Below are 14,637 nucleotides of genomic sequence, written 5' to 3'. Positions count from 1 at the left end.
TATTTATCACAATACCTTAAATTGGGAGGGGCAGCGCAAAGTGCTATAGTGTTGGGCGAACGGTATGTGTGGTAAGGAGGAAAAATGATCCAGTGCAAGCGAGTGTACGAAGAGGCAAGCGCGGCAGACGGCTACCGGGTGCTGGTTGATAAACTCTGGCCGCGTGGGGTGAAAAAAACCGACCTTGCGTATGATGAATGGTGCAAAACGCTGACGCCCTCAAGCGAGCTGCGTAAAGCCTTCCACGGTGAAACGATGGATTTTTCGCACTTCAGCAAGGCCTATCGGCAGGAGCTGGCGCAGCATAAAGAGGAAGGCATGCGCCTCGCGGAGATAGCGAAAAAGCAGACCGTCACGCTGCTGTACGGCGCGAAGAATACGCAGCAAAATCACGCCCTGGTGCTGGCCGACTGGCTGCGCCATCTTTAATCAGAAAAGGGCCAGCTCATCGCGCGCCTGCGCCACGTCATCCGGCGCGAGCGGCATCAGGTGCTCCGGGCGCACAAACGCAAAGCCATGTTGATTATCAAAGGCATAAACGTCCCCCGTCACCAGCCACAGCGCGCGATCCGCCGTGGTCGGCAGCTGCGTCATGACGCCGTTTACCGGGTTTAAAAAACGCTGTCCGGGCTGGCACAGGCCGAATAATTCGACTGACTTACCGATATTACGACGCCCTGCCGTCGTACGAGCGCCGATGACGATCGCCAGGCTGCCCGGTTTAAGCTGAAACATACTTCTCTCGCGGTGAATTACTTCAGATAGTGATTGAGATAAATCCTAAAGAGAAGTGTATCGCACTCGCTATCCGTCTGTCACCTGGCGGGTTGCGGGTGGTCGCGACGATAGAGTTCCCACTCATCAATCACCTCGCCGCCGGGTAATTTGCACTCCGTACGCACGCCCTGCGGGCTTTGAATCGGGATCTGCTCTCCGCCTTTTTCCAGACAGTACACAGACGCCGGGTTTGCCATGCCGATCGCGTGCGGGGGTTTTGGGGCATCCTGGGGCGTTGGTGCAGTACTGCAGGCCGCGAGCGGCAGCGCCATAGCCAGTAACAGATATCTCATCGTAACGATCCTTTAAGTGACTCGAAAACCTAAGGGTAACGCGCTTTCTCCATGATTTCTCCATTAAACCTGCACTTTTCTGCGCTAACGTATCGCCTGTTCTCGATTTGACCAGAGAGCATCATTCCGTAATCAAGATGTTTGGCCCCGTTTCAACGACGGGGCATTTTTTTCATCTCCTCCCCGCACTTTGCTCACGAATATATTAAATTTTTTAACTTCATGTTTTACTATGGCAGGAGCCCAATATTTCAGCACAACATGCAGATGCGGACATCTTCTGTATGGGAGTCTATCTACCGTCATGTCAGATGTTATCCTTGCCCGCGTTTCAGAAACCCTCAGCACCGAGCAATCCCTTGAAAGCCTCGTCCGCCAGCTCCTGGAGATGCTGGAGATGGTGTCTGATATGGAGTCAACCTACCTGACCAAAGTCGACATTAACGCCCGGCTGCAGCATATTTTATACGCGCGAAACAGCAAACAGATGCAGATCCCGGAGGGGCTGAGCGTTCCGTGGGGTGAAACGCTGTGCAAGCGCGCAATAGACAGCGGCACGCTCTTTAGCAATGAGGTGGCAGAACGATGGCCGGAGTGTGAAGCAGCGAAAGCCCTGGGTATTACCAGCTACATGAGCATTCCCATTCATCTGGCTGATGGTTCGCTCTACGGCACCCTCTGCGCTACCAGCACGCAAAAGAAGCAGCTTAGCGAGCGCGGCGAGCAGGTGCTCAGGCTGTTTGCCGGACTGATTGCCCAATACATTCAGAAAGAGTCGCTGGTTGCGCAGCTGCGCGAGGCGAATGCGGCGCTCATCGCGCACGCCTATACGGACGCCCTCACCGGCCTGCCTAACCGTCGGGCCATTTTTGAAAACCTCACCACGCTCTTCTCGCTGGCGCGGCACCTGAAGCGCAACGCCGCGATCGCCTTTATCGATCTGGATAATTTCAAGCTCATTAACGATCGCTTCGGGCATGAAGCGGGCGACCAGTTCCTGATTGAGGTTGGAAAACGGCTGACCGAAGGCCAAACGCAGGACGAGATTATCGGCCGCCTGGGTGGCGATGAATTTCTGGTGGCGTGCCTGTGCGAAAACGGCAGGAGCGGCGAGCGTGAACAGCTCAACCTGCTGAAAACCCGACTTAGCGCGCGTATTGCTGGAGAATACTGGCTTGGCGAGGTTCATCTGATTTATCCCGGTGCCAGCCTTGGCGTGATTGCGGTTGACCCGGCCAGCACCGATGCGGACAGCGCCCTGCGCGCCGCTGACAGCGCGATGTATCAGGATAAAAAATCAAAAAGCAAAACGCACTTTCTCGCCGTGGATTAACCTCGTACACTCTATGGCGTTACGTAAACCGAAACAGGTGAAAGCATGAGAATAGGGATCGTTTTTCCGGTCGTCATTTTTATTACGGCGGTGGTATTTTTGGCATGGTTTTTTGTTGGCGGTTACGCCGCGCCGGGGGCATAGATGAGAAAAACAACCCTGATCATGCTGGTTGTGGCCGTCGTGGCCGTAGCGGGTTCGCAGTTCGGCTGGTGGTAACCCAACGTAAAAAGGCCGCCATCGGCAGCCTTTTTCATTCTGTCGCCAGGTTTAGCTTTTGATTTTTCTGTAGATAAACAGAACAACCAGCGCGCCAATCACCGCAACGGCAAAGCTGCCAAAGTTGAAGCCATCGACTTTACCAAAACCGAACAGCGTACTGATCCAGCCGCCAACTACCGCACCGACAATACCGAGTATCACGGTGACGATAAAACCACCGCCATCTTTGCCCGGCATGATCCACTTCGCCAGAATCCCCGCAATCAGCCCAAAGATAATCCAGGATAAAATTCCCATCGTTTTCCTCTCCGTATGGTTTTAGTCATTAAATCAACGACACGGAAAAGAATAGCACAGGATTTGAGAAAGGAAATTTGTGATATACATCACATCAATGTTTCGGACGATTTTTGCTCAGAAAAATTTGTCGTACCACACGAAATGTGGGGTTGCATCTTTTGTTGAGAAAGATTATCTTTCTCAACACTGAATAGTTGAGCAAATCACTCAGGTATTCAGTACGACATTGCTCACATTGCTTCCAGTATTTCTTGCCCACTTTTTAGTGGGCTTTTTTTTGCCTGGCGTTGCTATCGACAAGATGGACAAGCGTCGCCGTGGCGCAAAGAATATAGCCAAACAGTTCGGTCCCCTCTTCCACCATGTTTTTCACTATTCGCAGATAGCCGTCCTGAAGAAGGTTATGCCAGAGTATCCCCATGCCAAACAGGCGGGAAAAGACCAGCACGGCCAGCAATCCTGAAAGCATGATCCCCCAGCACGGCGTGCGCGTGTATTCCACAAGCTGCTGTACCGCCCTTGCGGGATGCCGTGCCACGCTCGTTACGGCGACCGCTGCCACACCCAGCGCAAACCACACCCAGCTGCCGTGGGAAATCATGTCAAATAGCGCATCCAGCTCGCGGATCAGCATCGACATAAAAAAACCTGCAATGAGGATATTGCACGCGCGCATCGCGCCGCTGCGCCGGGCAAGCCACAGGTGGACGCCAACGATCGCTGCCAGCAGGCTTTCCTGCACAATTTCGGTGACGGAGATTTCTGAAAGACCGTTGTTAAAGAGATTCACATCGAGATGCAGGCAGAGGATGGCAATCAGTATCGCGAGCGAGGAAAAGACGAACTGGAGAATGGGTTTGAGTAATAGCATTAGATACAACATGGTTATTAAAAGGACCATCTTATCCTGCTTAACCCGTCCAACCTTTTCGATCCGTGCTACAAATGCCCCATTTGATTAACATTAATGGCTATTTTCCTGCAGACAAATAAGCGTGCGTTGCCAGGGCGCAAGTTGCTGATGTCCGCTCATCGCGCCGAGCGGACAGTAAACTCAAGCGGCCTGCAGGAATATCCAGCGTCGCATTATTGCCCTTCGTCTTCCCTGCCGTAATAAAGCTTACCCAGCTTTATGAGCGGCCTGCCCTGCGATTTACGATGCATGTTGGTATCGCGCAGCGAATAGACACAGCCGCAGTATTCTTGCTGATAAAACTGCTCGCGCTTGCTGATTTCAATCATCCGCGACGATCCCCCCTGCTTGCGCCAGTTGTAATCCCAGTACACCATTCCAGGGTAATGCGCGGCGGCGCGTTGTCCGCAGTCGTTAATCTGCTGCATATTCTTCCAGCGGGAAATTCCGAGAGAGCTGCTGATGACGCTAAAACCGTGTTCCGCCGCATACAGCGCCGTGCGCTCAAAGCGCATATCAAAGCACATGGTGCAGCGAACGCCGCGCTCCGGCTCCCACTCCATCCCTTTTGCGCGGGCAAACCAGTTGTCGGTGTCGTAATCTGCATCGACAAAAGGCACGCCATGTTTTTCAGCGAAACGGATATTCTCCTCCTTGCGGATGAGATATTCCTTCTGCGGATGAATATTGGGATTGTAGAAGTAGATGGTGTACTCAATCCCCGAGGCCTGAATGGCCTCCATTACCTCCCCGGAACAGGGGGCGCAGCAGGAGTGAAGTAACAATTTATTTGCGCCGTTAGGGAGTTCAAGTTTTGGTCGTTCAAATTTATCGATAGCCATCATTCACATTCAGCAAAAGTGTGTTTGCAGAAATTGTAGCGTATTCACGAGGAGGATTTTACTTTTTACCTGCCCTGTTGCTGCCCGCTCCGCTCGGCAACGCTCAGACGACTTGAGATACGCCCTTGAATATTCCCGCTGGCAGTAAAACGATGGCGTTATTTTATTTATCGTTTTTCAGCTTGATCTTCCCTAATGAACGCCAAAGAAGTTCTTTGTCGCTATCTTTAAGATGCGTCTGGTTAAGCTGTTGGATAAATTTATTTTTGTCGGCGCAGGCCTCGTCGGTGGATAACCCGGCGCGAATAGCTGCAAGAATACGGCTATTTAATACGCTAATGCTATTTCTGACTTTATCCAGCGGTTGAGGTTTCCAGCCCGTTTCAGGGAGAGATAACCAATCTGCTCGGTAACGGTACTGTATTGCCTTTGCGACGTCCATTTGCGCCCGTATGAAAGGTGTTACCGACTCTCTGTCTAAACCTAACTTTTCAGCCTCGAGCATTGAGTCAAACAAGACTCGGTCTTCCTGATGCAAATCTTCGATAGGGAGATGATTGCTGGCTTTATAACCTGCGACATCCTTCATATACGATAATCGCTGGTTTATCAGTGCGCCCACATCGTCGTTCTGAGTTTGCATCGCCATCGACGTTGCAGAAAATAACATTCCAGCCAAGAGTAAAAGCCCTCCCGTCAATTTACTTCCCATGTGCATCCTCTCTTTATGCAGAGCATAAGTCAGCCATCTATGGTTCAGTCTACCATGGTATTTACCGTATCGATTGGCGCTAAAGCCTGCGGTTATAGCTCTATTTATCGATATACAGCATCCGGAAAATCGTTCAGCTTAAGGTATATATATTCGTAAACGCCGTTGATGAAATATGAAAATTGAAGGGTAATTTTGCGAAGGCATTTGCGCGTCGTAAGTATTCTGGCTTGAGATGATTTCATTACCAGAGAACACAACAAGGTATCGGTACACACAGCGGGGAGAAATCAGGCAGATTTTGGGTTAAAAAAAAACGGGAGCCTATCCGCTCCCGTTCTCGTTTAACCCATCAAGTGGATTACATGTTCGCGATGATCGCGTCACCAAACTCTGAACATTTCAGCAGCTTAGCGCCTTCCATCAGACGTTCGAAGTCATAGGTGACGGTTTTCGCGTTGATCGCGCCTTCCATACCTTTAACAATCAGGTCTGCGGCTTCGAACCATTCCATATGGCGCAGCATCATCTCAGCGGACAGGATGATGGAGCCTGGGTTTACTTTGTCCTGGCCCGCGTATTTCGGCGCGGTGCCGTGGGTCGCTTCGAACAGCGCGCACTCGTCGCCGATGTTCGCGCCCGGGGCGATACCGATACCGCCAACCTGCGCCGCCAGGGCGTCGGAGATGTAGTCACCGTTCAGGTTCATACAGGCGATAACGTCGTATTCCGCAGGACGCAGCAGGATCTGCTGCAGGAACGCATCGGCGATAACGTCTTTAATGACGATCTCTTTGCCGGTGTTCGGGTTCTTGATTTTCTGCCACGGGCCGCCGTCGATCGGCTCACCGCCGAACTCTTCGGTCGCCAGCTGGTAGCCCCAGTCTTTGAACGCGCCCTCGGTGAACTTCATGATGTTGCCTTTGTGCACCAGGGTTACGGAGTCACGGTCGTTGGCGATCGCGTATTCAATCGCCGCACGCACCAGACGCTTGGTCCCCTCTTCGGAGCACGGCTTGATGCCGATACCGCAATGTTCAGGGAAGCGAATTTTCTTCACGCCCATCTCTTCGCGCAGGAATTTAATCACTTTTTCTGCGTCAGCAGAGTCCGCTTTCCACTCGATACCCGCGTAGATGTCTTCTGAGTTTTCACGGAAGATAACCATGTCGGTCAGCTCTGGGTGCTTAACCGGGCTTGGGGTGCCCTGGTAGTAACGCACCGGGCGCAGACACACGTACAGGTCCAGCTCCTGGCGCAGCGCCACGTTCAGGGAGCGAATACCGCCGCCAACTGGCGTGGTCAGTGGGCCTTTAATAGCAACGCGGTAATCGCGGATCAGGTCCAGCGTCTCTGCCGGCAGCCAGACGTCCTGGCCATAAACGTGAGTAGATTTTTCACCGGTGTAAATTTCCATCCAGGAAATTTTACGCTCGCCTTTGTAGGCTTTCTCAACAGCGGCATCAACCACTTTCAGCATTGCCGGGGTAACGTCAACGCCGATGCCGTCGCCTTCGATGAACGGAATAATCGGGTTGTGAGGAACGTTAATCTTGCCGTTTTGCAGGGTGATCTTTTTACCTTCCGCCGGAACAACTACTTTGCTTTCCATTAACCTCTCCTTCGAGCGCTTCTGGTTGTTACTGATCTTATGTTAATAAATTGTAATGAGCCTTCCGATAGTACCTGAATGTCCCGCGCCATGAAAGGTCTTCGTTATTAGGCTATAATGCGGCAATTGATAAAGCCTGAAAATACCATGAAGAAAACTTCTTTTAGAAAACACCGGGTTGAGCGATTCAGCTCACAACACTCCGCCAGAAGACCGCAAGAAAACCAGCCAGCGCGGATCATCCTGTTCAATAAACCCTACGATGTGCTGCCGCAGTTCACCGATGAAGCCGGGCGCAGCACGCTGAAGGATTACATTCCCGTTCAGGGCGTTTACGCCGCCGGGCGCCTGGATCGCGACAGCGAAGGACTGCTGGTCCTGACCAACAACGGCGCGCTGCAGGCGAAGCTCACCCAGCCGGGCAAACGCACCGGAAAAATCTACTACGTTCAGGTAGAAGGCGAGCCCACGCAGGAGGCCATTAGCGCCCTGCGCGAGGGCGTAACCCTCAACGATGGTCCCACGCTGCCCGCCGGCGTCGAGCTTGTAGCCGAGCCTGACTGGCTATGGCCACGCAATCCGCCGATCCGCGAGCGTAAGTCCATACCCACAAGCTGGCTTAAAATTACGCTTTACGAAGGACGCAACCGCCAGGTGCGGCGCATGACCGCCCACGTCGGCTTCCCGACCCTGCGCCTGATTCGCTACGCCATGGGCAGCTATACGCTCGATGCGCTAAAAAACGGTGAATGGCGCGACGTCGCCCCCTAAGGAGAATGTATGTTCAAGCCCCACGTCACGGTCGCCTGCGTGGTACACGCGCAGGGTAAATTTTTGGTAGTAGAAGAGACGATCAGCGGCAAAGCGCTGTGGAACCAGCCCGCCGGGCATCTTGAAGCCGATGAAACGCTGCTGCAGGCCGCTAAGCGTGAGCTGTGGGAGGAGACCGGGATCCGCGCGGAGCCTCAGCACTTCATCCGCATGCACCAGTGGATTGCCCCGGACCATACCCCTTTCCTGCGTTTCTTATTCGCTGTCGAACTTAGCGAAACATGCGCTACTGAGCCGCACGATGACGATATCGATCGCTGCCTGTGGGTGACGGCTGAAGAGATCCTGAACGCGCCAAACCTGCGCTCGCCGCTGGTTGCCGAAAGCATCCGCTGCTGGCAGTCTGCGGGTCGCCTTCCGCTGGAGGTCATAGGAGAATTTAACTGGCCGTTTACAGAGGGTGCCAACGGTGGGGGCGCGTGATAGAATACGCCGCCTTGAAGTTCAATGTCGTGAGTATTCCATGTCAGATAACAGCCAGAAAAAAGTGATCGTCGGCATGTCCGGCGGTGTCGATTCCTCCGTTTCCGCCTACCTGTTACAGCAACAGGGCTATAAGGTGGAGGGCCTGTTCATGAAGAACTGGGAGGAAGACGATGGCGAGGAATACTGCACTGCCGCAGCGGATCTCGCCGATGCGCAGGCCGTGTGCGATAAGCTCGGCATTGAGCTGCACACCGTCAACTTTGCCGCAGAATACTGGGATAACGTTTTTGAGCTCTTCCTCGAAGAGTACAAAGCGGGCCGCACGCCGAACCCGGACATTCTGTGCAACAAAGAGATCAAATTTAAAGCCTTCCTGGAATTTGCCGCAGAAGATTTGGGCGCAGACTACATTGCGACCGGTCACTACGTGCGCCGCGCCGATGTAAATGGCAAAAGCCAGCTGCTGCGCGGCCTGGACGGCAACAAAGACCAGAGCTACTTCCTCTATACGCTGAGCCACGAACAGATTGCGCAAAGCCTGTTCCCGGTCGGCGAGCTGGAAAAGCCGGAAGTGCGCAAAATCGCCGAAGAACTTGATCTGATCACCGCGAAGAAAAAAGACTCAACCGGTATCTGCTTTATCGGCGAGCGTAAATTCCGCGAGTTCCTCGGCCGCTACCTGCCCGCGCAGCCGGGCAAAATCGTGACCGTGGACGGCGACGAAATTGGCCAACACCAGGGCCTGATGTACCACACCCTCGGCCAGCGTAAAGGCCTGGGCATCGGCGGCACCAAAGAAGGCAGCGAAGACCCGTGGTACGTTGTCGATAAAGACGTCGAAAACAACATTCTGATCGTCGCGCAGGGGCACGACCATCCGCGCCTGATGTCCGTTGGGCTGATTGCCCAGCAGCTGCACTGGGTCGATCGCGAGCCGCTTCAGGGCACGCTGCGCTGCACGGTAAAAACCCGCTATCGCCAGACCGACATCCCGTGCACCGTGACCGCGCTGGGCGACGATCGCATTGAGGTGCGTTTCGACGAACCGGTTTCTGCCGTCACGCCCGGCCAGTCCGCCGTGTTCTACAGCGGTGAAATCTGCCTGGGTGGCGGAATTATTGAACAGCGCCAGCCGCTGCCAGCCGTTTAAAACGATTACACACATAAAGGAGAGCGTGTGGCGAAGAACTACTACGACATCACCCTGGCGCTGGCGGGAATTTGCCAGTCAGCCCGTCTGGTGCAACAGCTCGCGCATCAGGGTCATTGCGACGCTGACGCCCTGCACGTTTCACTTAATAGCGTCATCGATCTCAACCCAGGCTCGACGCTTGGCGTGTTTGGCGGCAGTGAAACCAACCTTCGCCTCGGTCTGGAAACGCTTCTCGGCGTGCTCAACGCCAGCAACCGTCAGGGACTCAACGCGGAGCTCACCCGCTACACGCTTAGCCTGATGGTTCTCGAACGTAAGCTCAGCGCCGCAAAAGGCGCGCTGGACACCCTCGGCGATCGCATCGCCGGGCTGCAGCGCCAGCTCGATCACTTCGACCTGCAGTCCGAAACGCTGCTGAGCGCCATGGCCGGTATCTACGTTGACGTGATCAGCCCGCTGGGGCCGCGCATTCAGGTCACCGGCTCACCTGCGGTTCTGCAAAGCCCGCAGGTTCAGGCGAAGGTTCGCGCCTCGCTGCTGGCCGGCATTCGTGCCGCCGTGCTGTGGCACCAGGTTGGCGGTGGCCGCCTGCAGCTGATGTTCTCTCGTAATCGCCTGACGACTCAGGCAAAACAAATTCTTGCTCATTGTTAACCTCCCGGAGTTGCGAATTATGGAATTATCCTCACTGACCGCCGTATCCCCTGTCGACGGACGCTACGGCGATAAAGTCAGCGCGCTGCGCGGGATCTTCAGCGAATATGGCCTGCTGAAGTTCCGTGTTCAGGTTGAAGTACGCTGGCTGCAAAAGCTGGCCGCCCAGGCAGCAATCAAGGAAGTTCCTGCTTTTGATGAAAAGGCAAACGATTACCTTGATCGAATCGTTGCCGGGTTTAACGAAGAAGACGCCGCGCGCATTAAGACCATCGAGCGCACCACCAACCACGACGTGAAGGCGGTTGAATACTTCCTCAAAGAGAAAGTGGAAAGCGTTCCTGCCCTGCACGCGGTATCTGAGTTTATTCACTTCGCCTGTACCTCTGAAGACATCAACAACCTCTCCCACGCGCTGATGCTTTCCACCGCGCGCAAAGAGGTTGTTCTGCCGTACTGGCGTAAAATTATTGATGCGGTGAAAGCGCTGTCCGTGGAATACCGCGACATTCCGCTGCTCTCCCGTACCCACGGCCAGCCCGCCACCCCATCTACCATGGGTAAAGAAATGGCCAACGTGGCGTACCGCATGGAGCGCCAGTATCGCCAGCTGGAGCAGGTTGAAATTCTGGGCAAAATCAACGGTGCGGTCGGCAACTACAACGCCCACATTGCCGCTTACCCGGAAGTGGACTGGCACCAGTTCAGCGAAGAGTTCGTGACCTCTCTGGGCATTCAGTGGAACCCGTACACCACGCAGATTGAGCCGCACGACTACATCGCCGAGCTGTTCGACTGCATCGCGCGCTTCAACACCATCCTGATCGACTTCGATCGCGACGTGTGGGGCTACATCGCGCTGAACCACTTCAAGCAGAAAACCATTGCCGGCGAAATTGGTTCTTCCACCATGCCGCACAAGGTCAACCCGATTGACTTCGAGAACTCCGAAGGCAACCTGGGGCTGTCAAATGCGGTGCTGCAGCACATGGCCAGCAAGCTGCCGGTTTCCCGCTGGCAGCGCGACCTGACCGACTCCACCGTGCTGCGTAATCTGGGCGTGGGCATTGGCTACGCGCTGATCGCCTACCAGTCAACCCTGAAGGGCGTGAGCAAGCTGGAAGTTAACCGCGATCGCCTGCTGGACGAGCTGGATCACAACTGGGAAGTGCTGGCGGAGCCGATTCAGACCGTGATGCGCCGCTACGGGATCGAAAAGCCGTACGAAAAGCTGAAGGAGCTGACCCGCGGCAAGCGCGTTGACGCCGAAGGCATGAAACAGTTCATCGACGGGCTGGAACTGCCGGAAGAAGAAAAGACGCGCCTGAAGGCCATGACACCAGCCAACTATATCGGCCGCGCTATCACCATGGTCGACGAGCTGAAATAACTCCCCGCTCCCCTTTCCGCCCGGAAAGGGGACTGCTTTTCCCCGGTTTACTCAATGTTGATGTGCCCAAATCTTCACTTTTTGCGTTCCGCAACATTGTCGCCGCGGCCACGGTTTGGCTGGTCGCGTCATTATCAACGCCGCAGTATTCAGTGGGCGCTGTTCTTAGAAAATAAAAAACGGCCACCGAATGGCAGCCTTAGCTTATTAATATCGTCTCATCGTGGGGACTGTCGTCCGTTCCGACCAGTCAGGCCGCTCACCCGCCATGATGGCACGCTGCTGCGTTGGCGTAACAGACTGAGATATCTCTGGCATCGTTTTATACTCAGGTCTTTGAGGAGGGTGGATAGTAACGTCAGAAGTACAGCCGGACAGCAGGAAAATGGCGAGTATTGATGAACTTAGCTTGAACACTTTAAACCCTTCCATTGGGAAAAATTAACTGAAATGATGGAGCGCCGGGTAACTCCCGGTGATGTATCTCTTGCTATCGAAGTTGCTCGCATACCTACGTATGCTGTCGAATGTCGCCCTTCAAGTAGAAGCAATACACCATAGTTATAAATCAAAACCACTTATCAGAACAATCAATATGTACTGCCTCCGCACATCAAACAAGAAGCGTTGCCCGGCGTATTACGCACATGACGTATTGCCAAAAATGTTGCAGGAACTCTATGAATATTTTCAGTATTGCGGCCAACATTTTGAGAAGCATCGCCCTTAAGGGCGATGAGTAATCACGTTAATATCCTGTTTTTTCCCTGTCTTTTGGCTTCATAGAGCAGGGCATCTGCTTTTCTGACGGCAGCATGAACGCCCAGCAAGTCGCATGAGGTTAATCCAGCACTAAAAGTCACGCGTTCAGGCCCACGTCCATGAGGCCACTTTTGCGATTCTGTCGCCACGCGCAATTTTTCAAGTGCATCCAACGCACGGTCAGTTGAGATTTCAAGGAACACTATCGCTATCTCCTCCCCGCCATAGCGGAATATCCGGATATCTCCCTGATTAAGGTACTCTCCCGCGAGCGACGAAAGTCTTCGCAGCACATCGTCGCCCATCAGATGGCCCCATTCATCGTTGATAGACTTGAAGTTATCAATATCCAGCAGCGCGATGCAGCAGGCGCGCTTATTTTCCTGAATATCCTGTAAAAGATGGTCGAATGCCCGTCGGTTAAGCAGGCCGGTGAGACCATCATGCATCGCTTGACTATGTAACTTCATGCGACGCTGATGAACGTTTTCCATGGCTGAGGGAAGATCAATATTGTTGCCAGCCGACTTTTTGCGCAAGATTGCGCCGGTCAGTACGTTTTCAATGCGCCCTGCTACGAAGTGCATCCCTCCCCAGCAGATGAAGAGCATCATCAGCCCGAAACAGGCAGAATATATGACCGTCATGCTCTCGCCTCTGACCCGTGAGTAGAACTCGTGCTTAGGAAATTCGTAGGCCAGATACCACTTTGGGTGTTCCAGTTGGTAATAATAGATCCAGGCATTGGTAGTCTCGAAATAGCCCTGGCTTCTGCCGCTTTTTTTAAACACGCTTTTATCGACTATATCGGGTCCCATAATAATTTCCCCGCTGTCGTTAACCAGCCGCAATCTGCCGGGAGCTGGCCCCCGGAAGCGCTCCAGCTTTTTCATGAGGGCTGGCGTTTTAATCGCGATTGCCGCTACGCCCGACTGAAGCCCGCGTTGATCGAAGATAGCTGAGGAGACGGAAAACCATTCCTGGCGCGTAAAACTATCACTGTAGGGAGGTACAAATTTGGCCTGCGAGTCAAAGCTGGCGGAAGCGATAAACCAGGGACGCGTACGGGGATCGAAATCCCTGGAGGCCGTCTTCTTATCCAGCTCAGGAAAGCGAACAAAACGACCGGTCATATCGCTGATAATCAGGGCGCTGGCCTGAGGCATAAGGTTCAGTGCCTGGCTAAATTTAGTCTTATCAGGGGAGGTAATAATAGATTCAATGTCATTATATTTACCCATAGCGCGCGTCAGAGACTTTATCTGATGTTCATATTCCTCAAACCGTTGCTGGATGAAATTGTGCATGTTTTCAGTGTATTCCCGGCTCAGGCGATGATAGGACTCGGCGATGATGTGTCGCTGGCCCACGTAATAGAGACTAAACAGTATCACCGCACTCAGCGTCAGACCTCCAAAAGTCAGGTTCAGGTAACGGGTGATATTGAGCGTTTTCATTACCTGACATCTCCTGTCTGAGGGTTGTCCACAATCTTATTTTTCCCGCAGCGCTTCGCCCTGTAGAGGTATGTGTCTGCACCTGCAATCAACTCCTGGACGCTCTCATCGATGCGGGTTTTCATTCCGGCGCTAAATGAAACGTGTTTCATTCCTTCACGCCATTTGCGCGTGCTGAACGCCAGGCGGACAGCATCCAGCATATCCTTTGCCTGTTCGGGTGAGATATGGGTGTAGATAACGGCAAACTCCTCTCCGCCGTAGCGATAAAGCCTTGCAACCGCTTCATCAAGCCCAGCGCGGGCGGCGGACGCAAATGCTTTCAGAACTTCATCCCCGGTCTGATGTCCGAAAGTATCATTAATCGTCTTAAAGTTATCGAGGTCGATTAAGGCCAGAGTCAGCCTGTCGGTGTTCTGCCCGATAAGCCTATCAATATCGTCATTGAAGGCCTGGCGGTTTAACAGTCCGGTAAGGCTGTCTGTTCGGCTCTGCTGCTCAATATCGCGAAGGGTAACCTGGTTTTTAACCAGCTCCGTTTCCAACAGCTTGTCAACATCCATGGGGTGGGCCGTGTCGCTGTTGAGCGTGCTTGCAAGCTTGAGGTAAAAAAGATGCAGATTTTGCAGGGACCGCCACCATGCCACAAGCAGCAAACCAATCGCTGTCAGCAATGTGACTGCGGGCATGATACTTTCCTCAAGCAGGATTTGATTCATTATCGAATGGTCGGCAACCATCAGAACAGTCCATTCGGGGTATAGCATTCTGCTGTAATAAATCCTGCGGCCATTCTCCGGGTCTCTGATAATACCCTCTGTGCCATAGAGACGGGAGAGCTGCGCCTTCGTCAGGGGTTGCCATTTTTTTTCGTTACCCAGGATCCGTTGCCCTTCTTCGTTAATGAGAAATACCTGAGCAGAAAGGGTCAACTTCATTTTCTTTAGCGTATTGGTCACC

The 14,637-nt window shown here is 53.4% G+C and carries 18 protein-coding genes; 8 read left to right on the top strand and 10 right to left on the bottom strand.

Annotation, left to right across the window (positions count from 1 at the left end):
• The first annotated feature begins 84 nt into the window (after positions 1–84).
• Complete coding sequence (locus DBY73_RS01175) at positions 85–429, top strand: DUF488 domain-containing protein (RefSeq protein WP_112009399.1); 345 nt, start codon at positions 85–87, stop codon at positions 427–429.
• Here the strand turns inward: DBY73_RS01175 and DBY73_RS01170 are convergent, their stop codons facing one another.
• Both DBY73_RS01170 and DBY73_RS01165 read right to left on the bottom strand, forming a co-directional pair.
• A complete protein-coding gene (locus DBY73_RS01170) occupies positions 430–735 on the bottom strand; it encodes a hypothetical protein (protein WP_112009398.1) in 306 nt (101 codons plus the stop codon). It abuts the gene before it with no gap.
• 80 nt (positions 736–815) lie between these two features.
• Positions 816–1,070, bottom strand: a complete 255-nt coding sequence (locus tag DBY73_RS01165) for a DUF333 domain-containing protein (protein ID WP_112009397.1) — start codon at positions 1,068–1,070, stop codon at positions 816–818.
• Between the two features lie 304 nt (positions 1,071–1,374).
• Here DBY73_RS01165 and DBY73_RS01160 point away from each other — a divergent pair, with 304 nt between their 5' ends.
• Both DBY73_RS01160 and DBY73_RS01155 read left to right on the top strand, forming a co-directional pair.
• Positions 1,375–2,403 carry a sensor domain-containing diguanylate cyclase gene (locus DBY73_RS01160; protein ID WP_112009396.1) on the top strand — a complete coding sequence of 343 codons (1,029 nt, stop codon included), beginning with the start codon at positions 1,375–1,377 and terminating at the stop codon, positions 2,401–2,403.
• A gap of 45 nt (positions 2,404–2,448) precedes the next feature.
• Positions 2,449–2,547, top strand: coding sequence for a YoaK family small membrane protein (locus tag DBY73_RS01155; RefSeq protein ID WP_112009395.1), 99 nt, complete (start codon positions 2,449–2,451; stop codon positions 2,545–2,547).
• Here the strand turns inward: DBY73_RS01155 and DBY73_RS22250 are convergent.
• The 6 genes from DBY73_RS22250 to icd form a co-directional block, all read right to left on the bottom strand.
• Complete coding sequence (locus tag DBY73_RS22250) at positions 2,526–2,660, bottom strand: hypothetical protein (RefSeq protein ID WP_258458342.1); 135 nt, start codon at positions 2,658–2,660, stop codon at positions 2,526–2,528. The genes DBY73_RS01155 and DBY73_RS22250 overlap by 22 nt on opposite strands.
• A gap of 13 nt (positions 2,661–2,673) precedes the next feature.
• Positions 2,674–2,922, bottom strand: a complete 249-nt coding sequence (locus DBY73_RS01145; RefSeq protein WP_008500746.1) for a GlsB/YeaQ/YmgE family stress response membrane protein — start codon at positions 2,920–2,922, stop codon at positions 2,674–2,676.
• A gap of 265 nt (positions 2,923–3,187) precedes the next feature.
• Positions 3,188–3,796, bottom strand: coding sequence for a transporter (locus DBY73_RS01140; RefSeq protein WP_112009394.1), 609 nt, complete (start codon positions 3,794–3,796; stop codon positions 3,188–3,190).
• A gap of 215 nt (positions 3,797–4,011) precedes the next feature.
• Positions 4,012–4,680: an epoxyqueuosine reductase QueH gene (locus DBY73_RS01135; protein ID WP_112009607.1), complete on the bottom strand. Its 669-nt coding sequence runs from the start codon at positions 4,678–4,680 to the stop codon at positions 4,012–4,014.
• Between the two features lie 163 nt (positions 4,681–4,843).
• Positions 4,844–5,392, bottom strand: a complete 549-nt coding sequence (locus DBY73_RS01130; protein WP_112009393.1) for a chorismate mutase — start codon at positions 5,390–5,392, stop codon at positions 4,844–4,846.
• Positions 5,393–5,753: 361 nt separating this feature from the next.
• Positions 5,754–7,004 carry an NADP-dependent isocitrate dehydrogenase gene (gene icd / locus DBY73_RS01125; protein WP_112009392.1) on the bottom strand — a complete coding sequence of 417 codons (1,251 nt, stop codon included), beginning with the start codon at positions 7,002–7,004 and terminating at the stop codon, positions 5,754–5,756.
• Positions 7,005–7,121: 117 nt separating this feature from the next.
• Here icd and rluE point away from each other — a divergent pair, with 117 nt between their 5' ends.
• The 5 genes from rluE to purB are packed head-to-tail and all read left to right on the top strand — an operon-like array spanning position 7,122 to position 11,458.
• Positions 7,122–7,775 (top strand): 23S rRNA pseudouridine(2457) synthase RluE, encoded by a 654-nt coding sequence (gene rluE, locus DBY73_RS01120; protein ID WP_112009391.1) that lies wholly within the window; start codon positions 7,122–7,124, stop codon positions 7,773–7,775.
• A gap of 9 nt (positions 7,776–7,784) precedes the next feature.
• Positions 7,785–8,258 carry an NUDIX hydrolase gene (locus DBY73_RS01115; protein WP_112009390.1) on the top strand — a complete coding sequence of 158 codons (474 nt, stop codon included), beginning with the start codon at positions 7,785–7,787 and terminating at the stop codon, positions 8,256–8,258.
• A gap of 40 nt (positions 8,259–8,298) precedes the next feature.
• Positions 8,299–9,411: a tRNA 2-thiouridine(34) synthase MnmA gene (gene mnmA / locus DBY73_RS01110; protein ID WP_112009389.1), complete on the top strand. Its 1,113-nt coding sequence runs from the start codon at positions 8,299–8,301 to the stop codon at positions 9,409–9,411.
• 27 nt (positions 9,412–9,438) lie between these two features.
• Positions 9,439–10,068 carry a high frequency lysogenization protein HflD gene (gene hflD, locus DBY73_RS01105; protein ID WP_112009388.1) on the top strand — a complete coding sequence of 210 codons (630 nt, stop codon included), beginning with the start codon at positions 9,439–9,441 and terminating at the stop codon, positions 10,066–10,068.
• Between the two features lie 19 nt (positions 10,069–10,087).
• Positions 10,088–11,458 (top strand): adenylosuccinate lyase, encoded by a 1,371-nt coding sequence (gene purB / locus DBY73_RS01100; protein WP_112009387.1) that lies wholly within the window; start codon positions 10,088–10,090, stop codon positions 11,456–11,458.
• Positions 11,459–12,201: 743 nt separating this feature from the next.
• Here purB and DBY73_RS01095 read toward each other — a convergent pair.
• Positions 12,202–13,677 (bottom strand): sensor domain-containing diguanylate cyclase, encoded by a 1,476-nt coding sequence (locus DBY73_RS01095; RefSeq protein ID WP_112009386.1) that lies wholly within the window; start codon positions 13,675–13,677, stop codon positions 12,202–12,204.
• On the bottom strand, positions 13,677–14,636 hold the full coding sequence (locus tag DBY73_RS01090) for a GGDEF domain-containing protein (RefSeq protein ID WP_181573187.1): 960 nt from the start codon (positions 14,634–14,636) through the stop codon (positions 13,677–13,679). The genes DBY73_RS01095 and DBY73_RS01090 overlap by 1 nt, the downstream gene beginning before the upstream one ends.
• Position 14,637 lies beyond the last annotated feature (1 nt).

Source organism: Enterobacter sp. RIT418 (assembly GCF_003057745.1).
Taxonomy (GTDB): domain Bacteria; phylum Pseudomonadota; class Gammaproteobacteria; order Enterobacterales; family Enterobacteriaceae; genus Enterobacter.
This window is presented reverse-complemented; position numbering and strand designations above follow the sequence as displayed.